General features: G+C 63.7%; 13 protein-coding genes. 8 read left to right on the top strand and 5 right to left on the bottom strand.

The window, feature by feature from the left end; genetic code table 11:
• The first annotated feature begins 179 nt into the window (after window positions 1–179).
• The 3 genes from ACI3L3_RS04615 (at window position 180) to ACI3L3_RS04625 (ending at window position 5,409) form a co-directional block, all read left to right on the top strand.
• Entirely contained in the window at window positions 180–2,603 is a 2,424-nt protein-coding gene (locus tag ACI3L3_RS04615) for a methyl-accepting chemotaxis protein (protein WP_404843920.1), read from the top strand.
• Window positions 2,604–3,226: 623 nt separating this feature from the next.
• Window positions 3,227–3,910 (top strand): LysE family translocator, encoded by a 684-nt coding sequence (locus tag ACI3L3_RS04620; RefSeq protein ID WP_404843921.1) that lies wholly within the window; start codon window positions 3,227–3,229, stop codon window positions 3,908–3,910.
• Between the two features lie 83 nt (window positions 3,911–3,993).
• Window positions 3,994–5,409 carry a response regulator gene (locus ACI3L3_RS04625; protein ID WP_404843922.1) on the top strand — a complete coding sequence of 472 codons (1,416 nt, stop codon included), beginning with the start codon at window positions 3,994–3,996 and terminating at the stop codon, window positions 5,407–5,409.
• Between the two features lie 250 nt (window positions 5,410–5,659).
• Here ACI3L3_RS04625 and ACI3L3_RS04630 read toward each other — a convergent pair whose 3' ends face one another.
• Entirely contained in the window at window positions 5,660–8,173 is a 2,514-nt protein-coding gene (locus ACI3L3_RS04630) for a heavy metal translocating P-type ATPase (RefSeq protein WP_404843923.1), read from the bottom strand.
• 65 nt (window positions 8,174–8,238) lie between these two features.
• Window positions 8,239–8,430, bottom strand: coding sequence for a FeoB-associated Cys-rich membrane protein (locus tag ACI3L3_RS04635; protein WP_404843924.1), 192 nt, complete (start codon window positions 8,428–8,430; stop codon window positions 8,239–8,241).
• Window positions 8,431–8,745: 315 nt separating this feature from the next.
• On the opposite strand from ACI3L3_RS04635, the gene treS reads away from it, so the two are divergent.
• The 3 genes from treS to tpx all read left to right on the top strand — a co-directional run bounded on the left by treS (window position 8,746) and on the right by tpx (window position 14,305).
• A complete protein-coding gene (treS, locus tag ACI3L3_RS04640) occupies window positions 8,746–12,105 on the top strand; it encodes a maltose alpha-D-glucosyltransferase (RefSeq protein WP_404843925.1) in 3,360 nt (1,119 codons plus the stop codon).
• 82 nt (window positions 12,106–12,187) lie between these two features.
• Window positions 12,188–13,702, top strand: a complete 1,515-nt coding sequence (gene malQ, locus ACI3L3_RS04645) for a 4-alpha-glucanotransferase (RefSeq protein WP_404843926.1) — start codon at window positions 12,188–12,190, stop codon at window positions 13,700–13,702.
• A 90-nt stretch (window positions 13,703–13,792) separates the two neighbouring features.
• On the top strand, window positions 13,793–14,305 hold the full coding sequence (tpx, locus tag ACI3L3_RS04650) for a thiol peroxidase (RefSeq protein ID WP_404843927.1): 513 nt from the start codon (window positions 13,793–13,795) through the stop codon (window positions 14,303–14,305).
• A 502-nt stretch (window positions 14,306–14,807) separates the two neighbouring features.
• Here the strand turns inward: tpx and ACI3L3_RS04655 are convergent.
• The 3 genes from ACI3L3_RS04655 to ACI3L3_RS04665 form a co-directional block, all read right to left on the bottom strand.
• Complete coding sequence (locus ACI3L3_RS04655; RefSeq protein ID WP_404843928.1) at window positions 14,808–15,605, bottom strand: sulfite exporter TauE/SafE family protein; 798 nt, start codon at window positions 15,603–15,605, stop codon at window positions 14,808–14,810.
• A 57-nt stretch (window positions 15,606–15,662) separates the two neighbouring features.
• Window positions 15,663–16,688, bottom strand: a complete 1,026-nt coding sequence (locus ACI3L3_RS04660) for an alpha-hydroxy-acid oxidizing protein (protein WP_404844121.1) — start codon at window positions 16,686–16,688, stop codon at window positions 15,663–15,665.
• A 103-nt stretch (window positions 16,689–16,791) separates the two neighbouring features.
• Complete coding sequence (locus ACI3L3_RS04665; RefSeq protein ID WP_404843929.1) at window positions 16,792–17,550, bottom strand: FadR/GntR family transcriptional regulator; 759 nt, start codon at window positions 17,548–17,550, stop codon at window positions 16,792–16,794.
• A 139-nt stretch (window positions 17,551–17,689) separates the two neighbouring features.
• Between ACI3L3_RS04665 and ACI3L3_RS04670 the strand changes: the two genes are divergently transcribed.
• Both ACI3L3_RS04670 and ahcY read left to right on the top strand, forming a co-directional pair.
• Window positions 17,690–18,613: an ArsR/SmtB family transcription factor gene (locus tag ACI3L3_RS04670; protein ID WP_404843930.1), complete on the top strand. Its 924-nt coding sequence runs from the start codon at window positions 17,690–17,692 to the stop codon at window positions 18,611–18,613.
• Between the two features lie 19 nt (window positions 18,614–18,632).
• On the top strand, window positions 18,633–20,060 hold the full coding sequence (ahcY, locus tag ACI3L3_RS04675; RefSeq protein WP_404843931.1) for an adenosylhomocysteinase: 1,428 nt from the start codon (window positions 18,633–18,635) through the stop codon (window positions 20,058–20,060).
• Window positions 20,061–20,185 lie beyond the last annotated feature (125 nt).

A 20,185-nucleotide genomic window follows, 5' to 3' on the forward strand; every position in this document is an offset into this window, starting at 1 on the left:
GGGCAAAATGCGGAGCAGGGCAAGGCGAAGTGCGGACGTTACGGGTCTGTTTGGCCGTTTGTCGCGCCGCGTCACCTCCCATGTTACCGAAACGTCACAGAAAAGCCATACGTTACACACAGTATTACGCCATAGCTCCTGCTGCCAGTCTGGCATTCCAATGACCTTGGGGGGAGAATATGAGTGTAAAATCCAAGCTGGTGCTGTTTTGCCTGCTGGTCGGCCTGCTGCCGACGGCGCTCATGGGCTTTTACAGCGTTAAGCTGGCAACGGACAGCCTGTCCGACGCCGCCTTCAATCAATTGACCTCGGTGCGCGACGCGCGCAAGCGAACCGTCACCGAACTGCTTGGCACATGGCATGACGAGGCGCGCATCTATGCGTCGTCCAAGGATGTGTACAATGCCCTTGGCATGCTGCGCGACTACGCATGGGGCGAGGCCAAAGCCGGTGAACGCATGGACGTGTCATCCGGGGAGTACACGGAGCTGGCCGCTTATGTGTCGCGCGCGTTTACGTCGTTTGTGCACAAGCTGGGCTACGCGGATGCCTACCTCATCGGCGACGATGGCCGCATCCTGTATACCGTGAAGGGCGGGCGCGATCTTGGTGAAGACCTCGCCAAAGGGGCGTTGCTTCGGGACTCGAACCTCGCCGCGGCGTGGAAGCGCGCCCTTGAGGGCCAGACCACCTTTGCGGATATGGCCGCCTACCCGGCGCTGGATGGCGCTCCGGCCATGTTTGTTGCCTCGCCCGTGCTGGACCATACCGGCGCGGTGGAGGGCGTGGCCGCCCTGCGCCTGCCTGTGGACCGCCTGAGTTCCATCATGAACGGGCGCGCGGGCATGGGCGACACCGGAGAAACCTCCATCGTTGGGCCGGATGGCCTGCTGCGCTCGGCCTCGCTGCACAACACGGCAACGCCCATGGACCTCAAAGCGGTGTACGCCGCGCCGGACAAGGCGCGCATCACCACAGACGCCGCTACCGCCGCCCTTGCCGGGGAGGCCGACACCCGCATCATCATGAACTCTCGCGGCGTGGAGACCCTGTCCGCGTATACGCCGGTGGAGGTGCAGGGCCTCAGCTGGGCGCTTTTGGCCGAGGTGGACACCGCAGAGGCCTTTGCGCCGGTCCGCCGCCTACGCCGCGCCGCGCTGCTGCTTGGGGCTGTGACGGGATGCATCATCCTTGCGCTGACCATCCTCTTTGTCCGCCGGGAAATCACCCGCCCCCTCGACGCCGTGACGGCTTTCCTGCGCCAAACGGCGGAGGGGGACTTCTCCTGCACGCTGGAGGGCACGTTCAAGGCCGAAATGCTCCAACTGGCCAGCGGCGTGCGCCAGATGTTCAGTACGGTGAAGGAACGCCTTGGGTTTGCGCAGGGAGTACTCAGCGGCATTGCCCAGCCCTGCCTTGTACTGGACCCACAGGGACGCCTTGCCTTCATCAACACCCACGCGCTGACACTGCTTGGCAGTACGCAGGAGCCAGAAGCCCTGACCGGCCAGCCCCTGGAGCAGGTGCTGCCCGGCGGGGACGCTGACGCGGCGCTCCCTCTTCGCGCCCTGGCCCAGCGCGCGGCCCTTGCCGAGGAGCAGGCCCTTGCCACGCACAGCGGAACAAAACAGGTGAGCATTAGCGCAACGCCGATATACGACCTTGATGGCGACATCCTTGGGGCCTTCGCCATGTACTACGACCTGACGCATATCCGTGAGCAGGAACAGCGCATTCAGGAACACACGCAAAGTCTGGAACGTGTGGCCCAGCAGGCGGCGGGCATTGCCTCGCAAGTGTCCGAGGCCGCAACGGAGCTGCATGGGCGCAGCCAAAGCATGGAACAGGGCGCCATGACCCAAAGCAGGCGCACCGAATCCACGGCGGCCAGCGTGCAGCAGATGTCCGCCACCACGCTGGATGTCGCGCAGAATGCCTCGGACGCAGCGCACAGCGCCACCATTGCGCGGGAAAAGGCCGAAGGCGGCAACGCCATTGTCGAAGAAGCCGTCACCGCCATCGGCGAGGTGCACCAGCGCACCAAAGCCATCGGCGCGGCCATGGACGAGTTGTCCGTCAGCGCCGAGGGCATCGGGAAAATTATGACCGTTATCGAAGATATTGCGGACCAGACGAACCTCCTCGCCCTCAACGCGGCCATTGAGGCCGCCCGCGCGGGCGAAGCGGGACGCGGCTTTGCCGTGGTCGCCGACGAGGTGCGCAAACTGGCGGAAAAAACCATGCTCGCCACCCGCGATGTGGCGCAGTCCATTTCGAGCATCCAATCCAGCGCCGCTTCCAGCCGCGAGGCCACGGCCAAGGCCGAGGACGCCGTCACGCGCTCCACAGCCCTCGCCGAAGAGTCCGGCCGCGCCCTGCAGGAAATTGTGGCGCTGGTGGCCGGAACGGCGGACCAAATCCACACCATCGCCGCCGCCGGGGACGAACAGTCCGCCGCCAGCGAGGAGATACGCCGCGCGGTGGAGGACATCAGTTCCATATCGCGCACCACGGCCACGGAATCCGGCAACGCGCTGGAAACCATCGCCTCCCTCGAAACGCAGGCCAAACGCCTGGAATCGCTCATCCAAAGCATCCGCTAACGCGCCCCGCCACAGGCCGCGCTCCGGATTGACCGAGAGAGCACCTGTGGCGGCGGCGAACCGTTCATGACACCCCACCACACACGATGCCCTCCCCATAAAAGGATTGTTAAGGATAAAATCCTTAACCCCCCGGAGGGAATATACGGCAGGCATCACCACACGGCATGCCCAACGCCAGCCGTGTGGTGACGCCTGCCATTACAGGCTCCAACAGCGGAAACAACGGCCCTTTCCCCCGCACACTTTGCCCCAGACGTCACGCCGACACACACTTTCCACCACGGCGTCACCGCCCCGTCACAGTGCCCCCGTAGGTTCGCCCCACCCCCTGAAAGCACCGCAGAGCGGCACGCACAACAGAAGCGAAAGAGACCTCCGACAACTCCCACACTCCCCTCTGTCACTCTCCCCGGCTTGGCACACGAAGCCGGGGAGACTTTTTTGCCCCAACGGGCACACTGTTCATAATTTCCCACAATATCTCAGCAGGATATCCCGTTTAGGAACACAACGAACAACCGCCCACACGACATGCTCCGCGCCATGCTCCGCGCCATGCGGGACGCGCGGCGCACACGACCGCCCTTGCCAAGGCGCGCAAAATACCGCACCACTAGCCCATGACATACGACGCCCTCTCCTTCCTCGTCACCGGCACCCTCCTTGGGCTGGCCGCCGGGCTTGCCCCCGGCCCTCTGCTGACGCTGGTCGTCACGGAAAGCCTGTCCAATGGCTTCTCCTCCGGCCTGCGCGTGGCCCTTGCGCCACTGATTTCGGACTCGCCCATCGTGCTGGGCTGCCTGTACGTCCTCAGCACCATCACCCTCGGCGCCACTTCGGAGCTCACCATCCCCGGCCTCGCCAAAGGCCTTGGCGTTGTCTCCCTTATTGGCGCTGGCTTTCTGGTCTACCTCGCCCGCGAGACGTGGAGCACGCCCATGCCCAGCTTTGCGCCCGCAGCCCGTCCGCCGCGGTCACTCATGAAAGGCGCGCTGGTGAACCTCTTAAGCCCGCATCCGTACCTGTTCTGGCTCACCATCGGCACGCCGCTCATGGCGACCTCCATGCAGAAAACGGGCATGACCGGGCCTGTGCTGGTTGTGGTCAGCTTCTACGCCGTGATGGTGGGGGCCAAGATGGCTGTGGCCTACGGCGTGGCGCGCTCCTCCGGCCTGCTGACGCCGCGGGTGTACACAGGCATTTTGCGCGGCATGGCCGTCATCCTTGTAGGCTTTGCCATCTTCCTCGCACATGAGGGGGTTATCTGGTACACGCAGCGCGGAAATGCCATTGCGTTTCAATAAGCCCGCCACATGCAAACATCCGGCAGCACTTGCAAACTCTCGGATACACTCTACATGCGCCCGGCATTGCACTGATGGCAAAAATGCCCTACAGCACATCCATGCCGACTCCAAAAATTCTGGTCGTTGACGACTCCCTGCTTATCCGCAAGGCCATCCAGCACGAGCTGACCCAGCTTGGCGCAATGGTCACACAGGCCCGCGATGGTCAGGAGGGGCTGGAAAAGGCCCACGCCGATCATTTCGACCTCATCATTTCCGATGTGGATATGCCGCGCATGGACGGGTACACCCTGTGCCAGCAGCTCAAGGCGGACCCGAAAACCGCGCGTACGCCCGTGGTGATTTGCAGCTCGCAGGACAGTGAGGAAGCCATCGACAAAGGCTTCCACGCCGGGGCGGACGGCTACCTGCCCAAGTCCGACGGGAGCGAGGGCTTCCGCCGCGCCATCCGCGACGTGCTGGACCGCGCCAATATCATCAGCGGCCGCCTTATCCTTGTGGTGGACGACTCCACCCTTGTCCGCCACAGCGTCAGCGACGCGTTGACGCAGGCAGGCTTTCGCGTTGCCACGGCCAACAATGGACGCGCCGCCATGCAGTGGCTTGCGGACAACGGCGCGCCAGACCTCATCATCAGCGACATTGAGATGCCCCAGATGGGCGGCATGGAACTGCTCACCACCATCAAGCGGCATCCGCAGTGGCATTCCATCCCCTTCCTCGTCATGACCTCCATGGCGGACCAAGGCACCATCCGGCGACTGTACCGAGCCGGGGCCGCGTCCTATGTGCCCAAGCCCTTCAACGCCCCGCACCTTGTGCACACGGCGGAAAAACTGCTCTCGGACAACTTTTTGAAACTGCTGCGGGAAAAGGAACGCCTCCAGTCCGAACACGGCCTGCTGCTGGCCTCCATCACCAGTCTTATTCAAGCCCTTGAGGCGCGCGACCTGTACACCCGCGGCCACTCCGAGGCCGTGGCCCGCATCGCCACCGGCATGGCCCGCACCATGGGCATGCCCGCCGAACAGGTGGAAAGCCTTGAAATCGCCGCGCGCCTGCACGACCTTGGCAAAATCGGCATCCCGGATTCCGTGCTCCTCAAACCCGGCAAGCTCACGGACGAAGAGTACGAAATCATCAAAACGCACCCCACCATCGGTGCGGATATCCTGCGCCCCATCCCCTCCCTTGCCGACCTTATCCCCGCCGTGCAGAGCCACCACGAGCGCCTTGACGGCACCGGCTATCCCCAGGGGCTGAAGGGGGACGAAATCCCGCTGTTTGCGCGCATCATCGCCGTGGGGGACATCTATCACGCCCTCACCAGCAACCGCCCCTACCGCGCCCCCATGCCCGAGGACCGGGTGTTGGAAATCATCAACGACGCGCGCGGCTCGCACCTGTGCCCGGAATGCGTGGACGTGTTTCTGCAGTACCTAGAGGCATCCGGCCAGCACGCGCCGCGCCCGGCCACGGCCGGGACGCCGCTGTAGCGCCTCACCAGCCTTTCACGCCGCCCGATGTGCCGAAAAGCTCGACACTCCGTTCTCGCGCTCTGCGCGCTTTTTCACCGCCGCCCATGACATCGACTATGACGCCGCGCCCATCCGCGCGGCGTTTGTGCACTCCGCGTAGGGCAGAAACGAACACGCGGGCGAAGACGCCCTCTCTTTCAACGCGAACGGGCCGCCCTGCATGATGCAGGGCGGCCCGTTCTTTGGTGTGCAGTGCGGGGTTGGCGCGCTAACGCGCCGCGTCGTTGAAGAACCGGAGCCGGAGGGCGTTGGAGACCACCGTCACGGAGGACAGGGCCATGGCCGTCCCGGCAATCATGGGGTTCAGGGTAGGCCCGCCAAAGATGTGCAGCACGCCTGCGGCAATGGGGATGCCGAGGGAGTTGAAGGCAAAGGCCCAGAAGAGGTTTTGCTTAATATTTCGCAGCACCGCGCGCGACAGGCGCAGGGCCGTGAGCACGCTGCGCAGGTTGTCGCGCACAAGGACGATGTCGCCGGACTCCACGGCCACGTCAATGCCAGAGCCCATGGCGATGCCGCAGTCCGCCTGCGCCAGCGCAGGGGCGTCGTTGATGCCGTCGCCCGCCATGGCCACGGACAGGCCCTGCTGTTGCAGTTCGCGCACAACCTCGGCCTTGCGCTCAGGCAGGACGCGGGCCGCAACGTCATCAATGCCAACCTTGGCGGCAACGGCGCGGGCGGTTTCTTCCGAGTCGCCCGTGAGCATGACCACCTTCAGGCCCATACGCTTTAATTCCGCCACCACCTCCGGGGCTTCCTCGCGCATGGTGTCCGCCACGGCAAGAAGCGCCGTCATGCGGCCATCCACGGCCATATGCAGAACGGTCTTGGCCTCTGCGGCAAGGGCCGCGGCCTTCTCGCCCACCTCGGGCGCGTCCAGACCGTCCACTCCGCCCTCACGCATGCAGGCATCGTTGCCCACAAGAACAGTATGCCCCTCCACCTGTGCGCAGAGTCCGCGTCCGTGCAGGGCTTCAAAATTCTCCACACGCGGCAGGCGGACGCCGTCCTCCTTGGCGCGGGCTGTGATGGCCGTGGCCAAAGGATGCTCCGAGGAGCTTTCCGCCGCAGCGGCAAGGCGCAGGGCGTCTGCCTCATCCGCGCCGCCGATGGGGACGATGTCCGTCAAACGGGGGGTGCCGTGGGTCAGGGTGCCGGTCTTGTCAAAGACAATGGCCCGCACGCCCTGCGCGGCCTGCAAGGCCTGACCGCTCTTCACCAGCACGCCAAGGCCAGCGCCGCGCCCGGTGCCCACCATGATGGACGTCGGGGTGGCAAGGCCCATGGCGCACGGGCAGGCGATAACCAGCACCGCCACAAAGATGCGCAGCGCAAAGGGGAAGTCTACCGCGCCAAAAGCCAGCCACGCCAGGCTGGACACCACGGCAATGGCCATAACCGTCGGCACAAAGTAAAAGCTCACCGTGTCGGCAAGGTTGGCAATGGGGGCCTTGGTACCCTGCGCCTCGCGCACCATGCGGATGATGCGGGCAAGGGTGGTGTCCTGCCCCACACGGTCCGCACGGATGGTCAGCGCGCCGGAGGTGTTCATGGTGCCGCCGGCCACGGTGTCGCCATCAGTCTTGGTCACGGGCAGGGATTCGCCCGTCAGCATGGATTCGTCCACGCCGGAGCGTCCGGAGACCACCGTGCCGTCAACGGGGATGCGCTCGCCCGGACGCACCAGCAGGGTATCGCCCTCTTCCACCTCTTCGGCGGGAATTTCGCGCTGCTCGCCGGATTCGTCCACGAGGGTGGCGGTATCCGGGGCAAGGCGCATCAGGGCGCGGATGGCGTCCGAGGTCTTGATGCGCGAGCGCGCCTCAAAATATTTGCCAAGGGAAATCATGGCGATAAGCACCGCCGCGGACTCAAAATACAGGTCCATGGCCCGCGCGTGGGGATTCACGCCAAGGCCAATCTCCAGCGTGTTCCACAGGCTGTAGATGAGGGCCGCGCCCGTGCCCACGGCAATAAGCGAGTCCATATCCGGCGAGCGCCGCCACAAATTTGGAAATCCGCGCAAGTAGAAGTGCCGTCCGGACCACACCACGGGGAGCGTCAGCACGAGCTGCGCCACGGCAAAGGCCAGCGGCGAATGCGCCGGGTCCAGCCACGCCGGAAGCGGCATGCCGAACATATGCCCCATGGAGAGGATCAGCAGCGGCAGCGCAAAGGCGAAGGCCGGAATCAGCCGCCGCCGCGCATCGGCGAGGCGGGCAAGGGCCTCCTGCTGGCGCTCCTCGAACATATCCGTCCCCGCGCTGGCGGGGGTGGCCGTAAAGCCCAGCTTGGCAATGGCCTCGCGGATGGCGCGCTGGGACGTGACCTCCGGGTCAAAGGCAAACACGCCGGACTCGGCGGCAAGGCTGACGCTGGCGCTTTCCACGCCCTCCATCTGGCCCACCACCTTCTCAATACGGCCCGAGCAGGCGGCGCAGTGCATGCCGCTGATGGCAAGGGTCACCTCGCGGTTGTCCGGAGGCGCTTCGGTTTCAAAACCAAGTCCCTTCACGCGGTCGGCAATGTCGGAAAAGTCGAGCTTGGCGGGGTCGAAGGCCACGTCCATGGTCTCGGCCGCCAGATTCACCGACGCCTTGTCCACGCCCTCCATCTGCCCCACCACTTTTTCAATGCGGCCGGAACAGGCGGCGCAATGCATGCCCTTTACCGGGGCAAGAATGCGCTTCAGGCTTTCCTTTTCACTGTGCTGTTCATCCATTGCTTTCTGCTCGCTGGTCATAATTCAGAACGCTACGCCGACCCGGCACCACTGTGCAACCCTTCCTAGCAGCCGCCGCACCCGCCGCAGCCACCGCCCCGGTTGTCGAGGCTCTTGGACGAGGATGCGGAATCGCACCCGTCGCAACCGCACCCGCAGCCCGAAGACTTCTTGCTCGTGTACCGCCACACAAGATACCCGCCGGCAGCGGCAATCAAAACCACAACGGCCACAATGTCGAATAGTGAGCTATCCATGCTGTCCTCCCCCGGGGCTGGCCCGGACGTGTTCTTTGAATTTTTCTTTATGATAGTGAATGTCGTTTTCAACATCTAATCCTCGTCCCCCGTATCGTCAAGGATGCTGGGGCGGGTTTTCCCCTTTTGGCCGGGCACCGCTTGCGCGCGTAACCGGGCGCCGCGCAAAAAGGCCTGCCCCTCAGGCAGGCCGCGCGCAATGCACGCCACTTCGCACGACCCGGCAAATGTGTGGAGATGCTTGGCGAATTGGGCCAGATAACGTATGGTGATTCTGTCTCTCAACCCTGCGCTGAACCGTGAGGAGCCGATACAATGGCCCAGAAAAAGCCCGGTAAGATATTTGAGAACGACCCCCTCTGGTACAAGGACGCCGTCATCTATGAGGTCCACGTCCGCGCCTTTGCCGACAGCGACGGTGACGGCGTGGGCGACTTCAAGGGCCTTGCGGAAAAGATGGATTATTTGCAGGACCTTGGCGTTACCGCCATTTGGCTGCTGCCCTTCTTTCCCTCCCCCCTCAAGGACGACGGGTACGACACGTCCGACTACCGCGACATCCACCCCAACTACGGCACCATGCGCGACTTCAAGGCTTTTTTGCGCGCGGCGCACGCCCGGGGCATACGCGTTATCACTGAGCTGGTGCTCAACCACACCTCGGACAAGCACCCGTGGTTCCAGCGCGCCCGCCGCGCCAAGCCCGGAAGCGCCGCGCGCGACTACTACGTGTGGAGCGACACCCACAAGAAGTACGAAGAGGCGCGCATCATCTTCCAGGATTTCGAAAACTCCAACTGGACATGGGACGACGAGGCCGGAGCCTACTACTGGCACCGCTTCTACTCCCACCAGCCGGACCTGAACTTCGACAACCCGCAGGTGCGGCGCATCATGAAGCAGACCGTGGACTACTGGCTGCGCCTTGGTGTGGACGGCCTGCGCCTTGACGCCGTGCCCTACCTCTACGAGCGCGAGGGCACCAACTGCGAAAACCTGCCCGAAACCTACGACTATCTGCGCGAACTGCGCGCCCATATTGATGAAAAGTTCGACTCGCGCATGCTGCTGGCGGAGGCCAACCAGTGGCCCGAAGACGCCGTGGCCTATTTTGGCGACGGCGACATGTGCCACATGGCGTTCCACTTTCCCATCATGCCGCGCCTGTTCATGGCCCTGTGGATGGAGGACCGCTTCCCCCTGCTGGACATTCTGGAACAAACCCCGGACATCAACGCCACCAACCAGTGGGCGCTGTTCCTGCGCAACCATGACGAACTCACCCTCGAAATGGTCACCGACGAGGAACGCGACCTTATGTACCGCGTGTACGCGCGCGACCCGCAAATGCGCGTCAACCTCGGCATCCGCCGCCGCTTTGCCCCGCTCATGGGCAACAACCGCCGCATGATCGAACTCATGAACGCGCTGCTCTTCTCCCTGCCGGGCACCCCCGTCATCTACTACGGCGACGAAATCGGCATGGGCGACAACATCTACCTTGGCGACCGCAACGCCGTGCGCACCCCCATGCAGTGGAGCGCGGACCGCAACGCCGGATTCTCGCGCGCCAACCCGCAGCAGCTGTTCCTGCCCGTTATCATCGATCCGGAATACCACTACGAAACCGTCAACGTGGACGCGCAGGAAAATAACCCCCACTCCCTGCTGTGGTGGATGCGCCGCACCATCGCCCTGCGCCGCAAGCACAAAGCCTTTGGCCGCGGCGACATCGATTTCATCTCGCCGGAAAACAGAAAGATTCTCTGCTTTGTGCGCTCCTACGAGGACGAACGCATCCTCGTGGTCGCCAACCTGTCGCGCTACGCCCAGCATGCGGAGCTGGACCTGTCCGAATTCGCGGGCATGGTCCCCGTGGAAATGTTCGGCCGCTCGGAATTTCCGCAAATCGGCAACCGGCCCTACACCCTGACCATTGCAGGGCACACGTTCTTCTGGTTCGTCCTCGCCCCCCTGCGCGTTGGCGCGGACATCATCACCGGCAAGAGCGAAGAAACCCCGGCCTTTGCCTGCTCCGCCTCATGGGACGAGGTGCTGTCCGCTCCGCATCTGGAACGGCTGGAATCCTTGCTGCCACACTACATTGCCAGCTCCCCCTGGTTCTGCGGCGGCAACCGGCGCATCGCCACAGCCAGCTTCCACCAGTGGCTCACCGTGTCCAATCTGGACCCGCCCGCCTACATCACCCTCGTGCATGTGGAGTACATGGACGGCACCGAGGAGTACTACTCCGTGCCCCTTGGCTTTGCCACGGGCAACCGCGCCGAGCGCCTCTACAGCGAACAGCCGCACACCATCCTCGGCAAAATCTCCATCGCGGCCACCAACGAGGAAGGCTACCTCTTCGACGCACTGGCATCGCGGACCTTCTGTATGGCACTCCTTGAAAACGTGCCCCGGCGCGCCGCCACCGTGGAGGCCACGGACCGCATCGCCATCAGCAGCACCCGCGCCCTGCGGCGCATGGTGCAGGACGCGGACTTCACCCTGCACTCTCCGTCCGCGCGCGTGGACCAGAACAACACCGTCATCGTCTTTGGCGACACCTTCGTGCTCAAGTTCTTCCGCCGCCTGGACCCGGACATCAGCCCGGAGCTGGAAATCGGCCGTTATCTCAACGAGCGCAACTATCCCCACAGCCCCAATGTGGTCGGTGCCATCGAATACCGCCGCGGCCGCCATCACGCGCCCATGACGCTGGCAACCCTCACGGAATACATCCCCAATCAGGGCACCGCGTGGCACTACGTTCTGGAAATGCTCCAAGGCGTCTTTGACAGGGCGCAGGCCCGGCGCGAAGAAGCACCGAACATCCCCGGCGAGCACATGCTTGATGTCTCCAGCATCACGCCGCCCGAGAGCGCCGCAGAGATGTTCGGCTCCTCCCTTGAGCGCTTTGCCGTCCTTGGTCAGCGCACGGCGGAGCTGCATTTGGCGCTGTCCTCACCAACAGGCACGCTGGAGCATGACGCCTTCCTGCCCGAGGACTTCACCCGCCTGTATCAGCGCTCCCTGTATCAGGGGCTGCGCAGTCACGTCGGGCGCGTATGGCCACAGCTCAAAAAGCACATCGACGAACTGCCGCAGGAGGCCCTCGGCGACGCCAACTGGGCGCTGGACAACAAGGCCACCATTCAGGACTTCTACAAGAACATCACCGCAAAACGCTTTGGCGGCCAGCGCATCCGCTGCCACGGCGACTTCCATCTCGGCCACGCCCTACTCACCGGGCAGGACTTTGCCCTCATCGACTTTGAGGGCGACCCGGACCGGACCTACGGCGAACGCCGCTTGCTGCGCTCGCCCCTGCGCGATGTGGCCACGCTTCTGCGGTCCATGGACTTTGCCGCCTTTGCCGCGCTGTCCGCCTTTGCCGAGCAAGGCTACGCCCGCGTCAGCGACCTCTCCAACCTCTTCTGCTGGGGCCGCTATTGGCAGTATTGGGCCGGGGCCGCCTTCCTTGACACGTACCTCGCCACCGCCAAGCAAAGCGCCATGATTCCCACAGACCCCAATGAACGGCGGCTGCTGCTCGACAGCTTCCTGCTAGACAAGGCCGTGGCCGAACTCGCCGAGGAACTGAAAAACCGACCGGCATGGACGCAGGTCCCCCTTGCCGCCATCCGGGCCATTGTGGACGATCCCTCGTGTTAAGCCCCGCCGCGTCATCCATCACCTGACCACACGCCCAGCCCCGCGCAAGCGGGGCTGGGCCAAAACCGCTCTGGAGGATCATATGATTCTGCGCTCAAGCGGACTGCTCATGCACATCACCTCGCTCCCCAGCCCCTACGGCATCGGCGGGCTTGGGGACGAAGCCTACGCCTTTGCCGACATGCTCCACCGCACCGGGCAGCGCGTCTGGCAGATTCTGCCCCTTACCCCCACGGCGCAGTCCTCATGGAACGACCCCTATCACAGCGTCAGCGCCTTTGCGGGCAACCCCCTGCTCATCTGCCCCGCACGCCTTGTTCAAGCAGGCTGGCTGGACGAAGCCGACATCGCCTCGCCCCCAAACTTCCCCGAGCACACCGTGGACTTTGCCGCCGTCACCGAATGGAAACAGGCCCTGTTCACCAAGGCCCACGCCCGCTTCAACCCCGACAACCACCCAGAATATCACCGCTTCTGCCACAAAAGCGCCCACTGGCTGGACGACTACGCACTCTATGTGGCCCTGCGCTCGCGCTACGGCGAAAAGCCATGGAACACATGGCCGGAGCCCCTGCGCACCCGCCAGCCCGAGGCGCTCGCCCGCGCCCGCGCCGACCTAGCCGACGTCATGGACGAAGTGCGCTTTCTCCAGTGGGTGCTTCAGGAGCAGTGGGACGCCCTCAAGGCCTACTGCCACGAGCGCAGCATTCAATTCTTCGGGGACATGCCCATCTATGTGGACCTCGACAGCGCCGACCTGTGGAGCGCCCCCCACTGCTGGAAGCTCGACGACGACTACGTCCCCACCGTCGTTGCCGGTGTGCCGCCGGACTACTTCAGCGCCACCGGCCAGTTGTGGGAAAGCCCCATCTACGACTGGGACGCCCTGCAAAAGGACAACTTCTCGTGGTGGGTGCGCCGCATCTTCCGCAATCTGGACCTGTTCGATACCCTGCGCATCGACCACTTCCGCGGTCTTGTCGCCTACTGGGAGGTGCCCGCCGGCGAGCCTACAGCCATGAATGGCGAATGGGTCGAAGCCCCAGTTCGCGAATTCTTCGACACCCTCTTCGCCAGGCGTCCCACCCTGCCCCTTGTGGCCGAGGACCTTGGCGTCATCACCCCGGACGTGCGCGAGACCATGGCCCATTACGCGTTGCCGGGCATGAAGATTCTGCTCTTTGCCTTTGGTGACGACCTGCCGAGCAACCCCTACGCGCCGCACAACATCGGCCCCCACAGCGTCGTCTACACCGGCACCCACGACAATATGCCCGCCAAAGGCTGGTTCACCGACGAAGCCGACGACGCCACACGAAAGCGCCTCATCGATTACGCCGGCCAAGATGTCACCGCCGACACCGCACCGTGGATTTTGGCGCGTATGGCCTTTCTCTCACACGCCAAGCTCGCCATCATTCCCGTGCAGGACCTGCTGGCCCTTGGCGCAGACGCCCGCATGAACCGCCCCGGCAACCTCAAGGGCAACTGGCACTGGCGCATGCGCCCCGGCAGCATCACCACACGGCACGAAACACAACTCGCCCGTCTGACGGAGCTTTCCGGACGCGGCAACACGCATCAGCAAAACGGCTGACGCATCCCTCAATCTCGTGTACTACGGGCAGTGGAGCCTGCGGTAAATCGGCTCCGCGTATCCTTCACCACTCACGGCAAGGAGGAGTTCATGGCAGAACGTAGCGGCATCGTAACCCTGCACGGCAACGGGCTGACCCTCACAGGCTCGCCCGTGGAAGTTGGGCAAAAAGCGCCCGACTTCACCGTGCTGGACAACGACCTCAACCCCAAATCGCTGGCAGACTACGCAGGAGGCGTCCTTATCGTCTCCGCCGTGCCGTCACTGGACACACCCGTCTGCGACATGGAGACCCGGCGCTTCAATACGGAAGCCGCCAACCTCGGCGACGTGACCATCCTCACCATCTCCACCGACCTGCCCTTCGCCCAGAAGCGCTGGTGCGGCGCAGCAGGCGTGGATAAAGTCGTCACACTGTCCGACCACAAAGACGTCTCCTTCGGTACGAACTATGGACTGCTCATTAAAGAACTGCGCCTGCTCGCACGCGCCGTTCTCGTCATCAACAAGGAGGGCGCCATCACGCATCAGGAAATCGTCAGCGAAGTCTCCAATGAGCCCGACTACAACGCGGCTATAAACGCCGCTAAAGCCGCGCTCTAGACGCACCAGTCGACACGAAGAGAGAGGCCGCCGAAAGGCGGCCTTTTTTTGGTGCCATGGGCGGGTGGCATCGGTTGTTCGTTGTGTTCCTAATTGTGCTATTGGTCTAAAATATATACTCATTTAACGAACATTTTGCCTCCGGCGGGTTAAGGGCCGCGGGCCCTTAACGATCCCATGTGCGCACAGACCGGGCGGCTTTGTATGGCACGGTCGTCACCCCTGACGGCTCTCGTCCGTGTGGATGGGAGTATTTTTTGGGGGGCGTTGGCGTCGTGTGAAGGGCGGTGAGAATCCCTGTTTGTGGTGGGGAAAAAAACAAGACAAGAGACCCCACACCCACCCCCTATTTTCGGGGCGGCTTCCGCCCCGAAAATCCTGGGGATTCTCAAGGGTGTCACACCCTTGAGCCGTCGGAGACAAAAAACTCACATAAAAAAGGCTCCGCGAAGCATTTCGCGGAGCCTTTTTTATGTCCCACCAGTCGCGGCGCGGGCACGTTCTAGAGGAGGCTCCAGAGCATACGGGTACCGACGACGAAGAGAAGAAGGGCGAAGAACTTTTTGAGGGTCGCGACGGGCAGGGAGTGGGCGAGCTTGGCGCCGAAGGGGGCGGTGAGCACGCTCATGCTGACGATGCCGACCATCGCGGGCAGATAGATGTAGCCGAAGGTCCAGTCGGGGCGTCCTTCCACGCCGATGCCGTTGACGAAGTAGCCGAGGGTGCCGGAGATGGCGATGGGAAGCCCGATGGCGGCGGCGGTGCCGATGGCGCGGTGGATGGCCATGTTGCACCACGTCAGGAAGGGTACGGACAGCGTGCCGCCACCGATGCCGACAAGGCTGGAGACAACGCCGATGACGTTTCCTGCGCCGAACATACCGGTCGCGCCGGGCAGCTCGCGGGAGGCGCTGGGCTTTTTGCCGAGCAGCATCTGGTAGGAGACGTAGTAGAGAAAGATGCCGAAGAACCCTTTGAGGATATTTGTCGGGAGCTGCGCGGCAATCCATGCGCCAAGAAAGGTCCCGGTGAGAATGCCGGGGGTCACGCGCCAGAACGCGGACCAGTCCACGGCTCCCCGCCCGTGATGGGCGCGCATGCTGGACAGGGAGGTAAAGATAATGGTGGCGAGAGACGTGCCAAGGGCCATGTGCAGAATATGCTCGTGAGGGACGCCCTGCCATGTGAAGGAGAAGGTCAGCAGGGGCACGATGACCAACCCGCCGCCAATGCCCAGCAGTCCGGCGAGAACACCGGCAAACGCGCCAAGAACAACATAAAGAAGGAGTGAAGTCAGCATGATGTGCCGATTCCTTATGCAAGGGGCCGGAGCGCGGCGGCTCCGGCCCGGTTACAACTACTTGTTGTTGTAGAGAATGTGGCTTCCGACGGCGGCGATGTCCTTGCAGCCGGTGAGGACCATGGCCTGCGTCAGCTGGGCTTTCAGCGCGTCAATGTAGGCCTCCACGCCTTCCTGCGTACCGCCCACGGCGGCCACGGAGAAAGGACGGCCAATCATAACGGCATCTGCCCCAAGGGCGACCATCTTGAGCACATCCACACCGTCGCGGATGCCGCCATCAACGATGATGCCGATGCGGCCCTTCACGGCCTGCGCGATGGCGGGCAGAACGGCGGCGGTACCGGGGGCGTGGTCGAGCACGCGGCCACCGTGGTTGGAGACGACAATGGCGTCCGCGCCGACTTCGGCGGCCTTTTCGGCCTCGTCCACGGTCATGACGCCCTTGAGGATGAACTTGCCACCCTTGTCGTGCACCTTCTGGATGATTTCACGCAGCTGGTCGGGCGTCTTGGGGGCGACGGGGCGGCCCATCTTGCGCAGGGTAATGAGTCCGGCGGCGTCCACGTCCATGCCGTACACTTTGGCTCCGCTGTCGAAGGCCATGGCGAACTTTTCATCCAGCTCGTCGCTTTCCCACGGCTTAATGAAGGGAATGCCGTAGCCGTCCACCTTCTTCAGGCCGCCGAAGGAGGCCTCGACGATGAAGGGCGGCACGCCGTCGCCGGTACAGCCGATGATGCCGCGGGACTTGCAGCCGCCAAGGATGGCGTCCACGTATTCGGCTTCGGTGATGCCGCCGCCCATGTTAAAGGACACGCCGCCGATGGGCGCGGCGATAACGGGCAGGGCAAGGTCCAGACCGAGCAGAGAGGTGGAGGTATCCGGCTCGGCGGCGTCGTGCATGAGGCGCATGTTCAGCTGCACCTCGCGCAGGGCGCGGACGTTGCTGCGGAAGGCTTCGCCGGTGCCAAGCCCGCCCATACCCGGCACTTCGCCGGAACAGGCGCGTCCGTCGCAGACGGGACACACGCGGCAGTATCCTTTCATCAATTCCTTAGCCTTTGCTCGCACATCGGGCATTTCCATAATGCTACTCCGTGATGTTGATAATCGTCATATATTGATGAAATACCGGCTCCGGGGCCACGTGGTCATGACCGGGGGGCGCGGAAAAACCATTCGCTTAGTCCTCGAAGGTAAAGCCGCCCGCTACGGCAAGCCCGCCGTCGGGGAACAGCCTGTCGGCCACATCGCGCACATGGCGGGCCATGCGCCGCTCCGCGGCTGCTCCGTCGCCGTGCTCAATGGCGGCGACGATGGCCTCATGCACGGCAAGAGAGGCCATCCGCCGCTCAGAGGGTACAAGAACCTCGTCGCGGCTTTCGGCAAACATGCCGTGCATTCGGCCAAGCACGCAGTGCAGGAGCGCGTTGCCGCACATGGACGCGAGGCTGGCGTGAAAGGCCTCGTCCTGTTTGGCCCCAGTCCCGCCACGTTCCACGTCGCGCCGCTGCATCTCCAGCGTACCGCGCAGCGCCGCCACATCCTCGGGCGTGGCGCGCACGGCAGCCATCCGCGCCACGCGCGGCTCCAGAATAAGGCGCACCTCCATCACCTCACGCAGGCGCGTACGGCCTTCCAACATGGAGTCGGCAATGCCAGCCACAAGATCATCGTCCCGGCCCTGCGCCACATAGGTGCCGCTGCCGGGGCGCGTCTCCACCACCCCGCGCTGGGTCAGCACGCGGATGGCCTCGCGCACGGAATTGCGCGACACGCCAAAGGCCTCGGCCAGCCGCCGCTCCGGCGGCAAGCGGTCTCCGGGGGCAAGCTCGCCGGAGGCGAGCATTTCGTTGATGCGCCGAACAATCTGCTCGTACACGGCGGAGCGCTGTACACTCCCGCCGCCTGCAAATCCTTCGGCTGGTATCCGTTGCGTCATATTTGTCCTTCTGGCAAAAATTGGTAGGACCAAAGTACCAATTGGACCACCCAAGTCAAGCCCCCAACCACATTTTGTCCAGCGCCGGTCGTGCGCGCATTGACACGGCGGCGCAGGCGATATATTACTATATCTCAATATGCAGATATTACAGTTTTCCAAAGCGCTGGCCGACCTCACCCGGCTCCGGCTCATCCGCATCCTTATGGAGCATGAGCTGGCCGTGGGCGAGATTGTCGAGGCGCTGGGCCTCAAGCAGTCGCGCATCTCGCGGCACCTGAAAATCCTTGCCTCCGCCGGGCTTGTCGAATGGCGGCGCGACGGGCAATGGGTCTTCTACCACGCCTCCACGCAGGGCGAAGCTGGCGACTACCTTGCGGCGCTGTCGCCCTTTGTGCACGCCGAGGCCGACCTTGACGCCGACGCGGCAGCCGCCGCGCGCGTGGTGGCCGCACGCCGCCGCGAAACAGCGCGCTTTTTCGGCTCCATCGCCGAGGAGTGGGACCAGATGCGGCGCGACACCCTTGGGGGGCTGGACATCGCCGGGCTGGTCACCAGCCGCATGCACGGGGCGGGCACGGCCCTTGACCTCGGCTGCGGGACGGGCGGCTTGCTGACGGCCCTGTCCCAGCAGGCGGAGAACGTCATCGGCGTGGACAACTCGCCGGAGATGCTGGACCGCGCGCGGGAGGCCTTTGGCGAACAGGCCGGGGCGTCGGGGCGCATTAGCCTGCGCATTGGCGACCTGGAACATCTTCCCGTTGCTGACGGCGAAGCGGATTTTGCGGTAATGTGTCTTTCTCTGCACCATTTGGCCTCCCCGCGCGAGGGCATTGGCGAGGCCTACCGCGCTCTGCACGGCGGCGGTCGCTTTGTGCTCGCGGACTTTGACAAGCACGAGGTGGAGGCCATGCGCACCGAGTCCGGCGACAGATGGCTGGGCTTTGCCCCCGGCGATGTCCGGGCATGGCTGGAGAAAGTAGGATTTTCCATCGTCAACGAAGACCGGTTCGAACTTCCGTCGGGGCTGCGGCTTCGGGTGTTCGAGGCGGCAAAACACTAATTTCCCGGAGGAAAGAACCATGGCAGACGTACAGCCGCTGGACCTGACCCTTCCTTACAAGGTCAAGGACATTGCCGAAGCCGATTTTGGCTACAAGGAAATGCAGCTCTCCGAGCGCGAAGTCCCCGGCCTGATGGCCCTTATTGAGAAGTACGGCGACGAAAAGCCCCTGAAGGGCCTGAAAGTCACCGGCTCCCTGCACATGACCATCCAGACCGCCATGCTCATCAAGTGCCTGCATGCACTGGGCGCGGACATCCGCTGGGCATCGTGCAACATCTTCTCCACGCAGGACCACGCCGCCGCCGCCATTGCCGACTCCGGCATGGCCAAGGTGTTTGCCTGGAAGGGCGAATCCCTTGAGGAATACTGGTGGTGCACGGAAATGGCCCTCACCTGGCCCGACGGCTCCGGTCCGGACCTCATCGTGGACGACGGCGGCGACGCCACCCTGCTCATCCATCAGGGCGTGAAGGTCGAAAAGGACCCCTCCATTCTGAAGCAGAAGGTGGACAACAAGGAATTCGCCGTGGTCATGAGCCGACTGGCCGCCAGCTACGAAGCCACCCCCACCAAGTGGACCGAAATCGCCAAAAAGGTACGCGGCGTCTCCGAGGAGACCACCACCGGCGTGCATCGCCTCTACCAGATGCAGAAGTCCGGCGAACTGCTGTTCCCGGCCTTTAACGTCAACGACGCCGTGACCAAGTCCAAGTTCGACAACCTCTACGGCTGCCGCGAGTCCTTGGCCGACGGCATCAAGCGCGCCACCGACATCATGATTGCCGGCAAGGTTGTGGTCGTCATCGGCTACGGCGACGTGGGCAAGGGCTGCGCCCAGTCCATGCGCGGCTTTGGCGCGCGCGTCATCGTCACCGAAATTGACCCCATCTGCGCGCTGCAGGCCGCCATGGAAGGCTTTGAAGTCACCACCATGGACGAGGCCGCCGCCATGGGCGACATCTTCGTCACCGCCACGGGCAACTACCACGTCATCCGCGGCGAACACATGGAAAACATGAAGGACGAGGCCATCATCTGCAACATCGGCCACTTCGATAGCGAAATCGAAATGACCTACCTTGAGGACAACCCGGAGTGCACCCGCACCGTCATCAAGCCGCAGGTGGACAAGTGGACCATGAAGTCCGGCAAGAGCGTCATCGTTCTGGCCGAAGGCCGTCTGGTGAACCTTGGCTGCGCTACGGGCCACCCCTCCTTCGTTATGTCCAACAGCTTCACCAACCAGGCTCTGGCGCAGATTGACCTCGCCAAGAACGACTACGAGCCGCAGGTCATGGTTCTGCCCAAGCGTCTGGACGAAGAAGTGGCGCGCCTGCACCTTGACCGTCTGGGCGTGAAGCTCGACACCCTCACCAAGGAACAGGCCGACTACATCGGCGTTCCCGTGGACGGCCCCTTCAAGGCCGACCACTACCGCTACTAAGCGCGGCCCACGCCCGCTTTTTGGCTTACTGGCTCAAGACCGAATGGGCGCCCCGTCTCCGTTGTGGAGGCGGGGCGCTTTGCCGTTTTTGGGGGCGCAGATTCGCAAACGCAGGCGCGCCGGGC

Source organism: Desulfobaculum sp. SPO524 (genome assembly GCF_044987625.1).
GTDB lineage: Bacteria > Desulfobacterota > Desulfovibrionia > Desulfovibrionales > Desulfovibrionaceae > Desulfobaculum.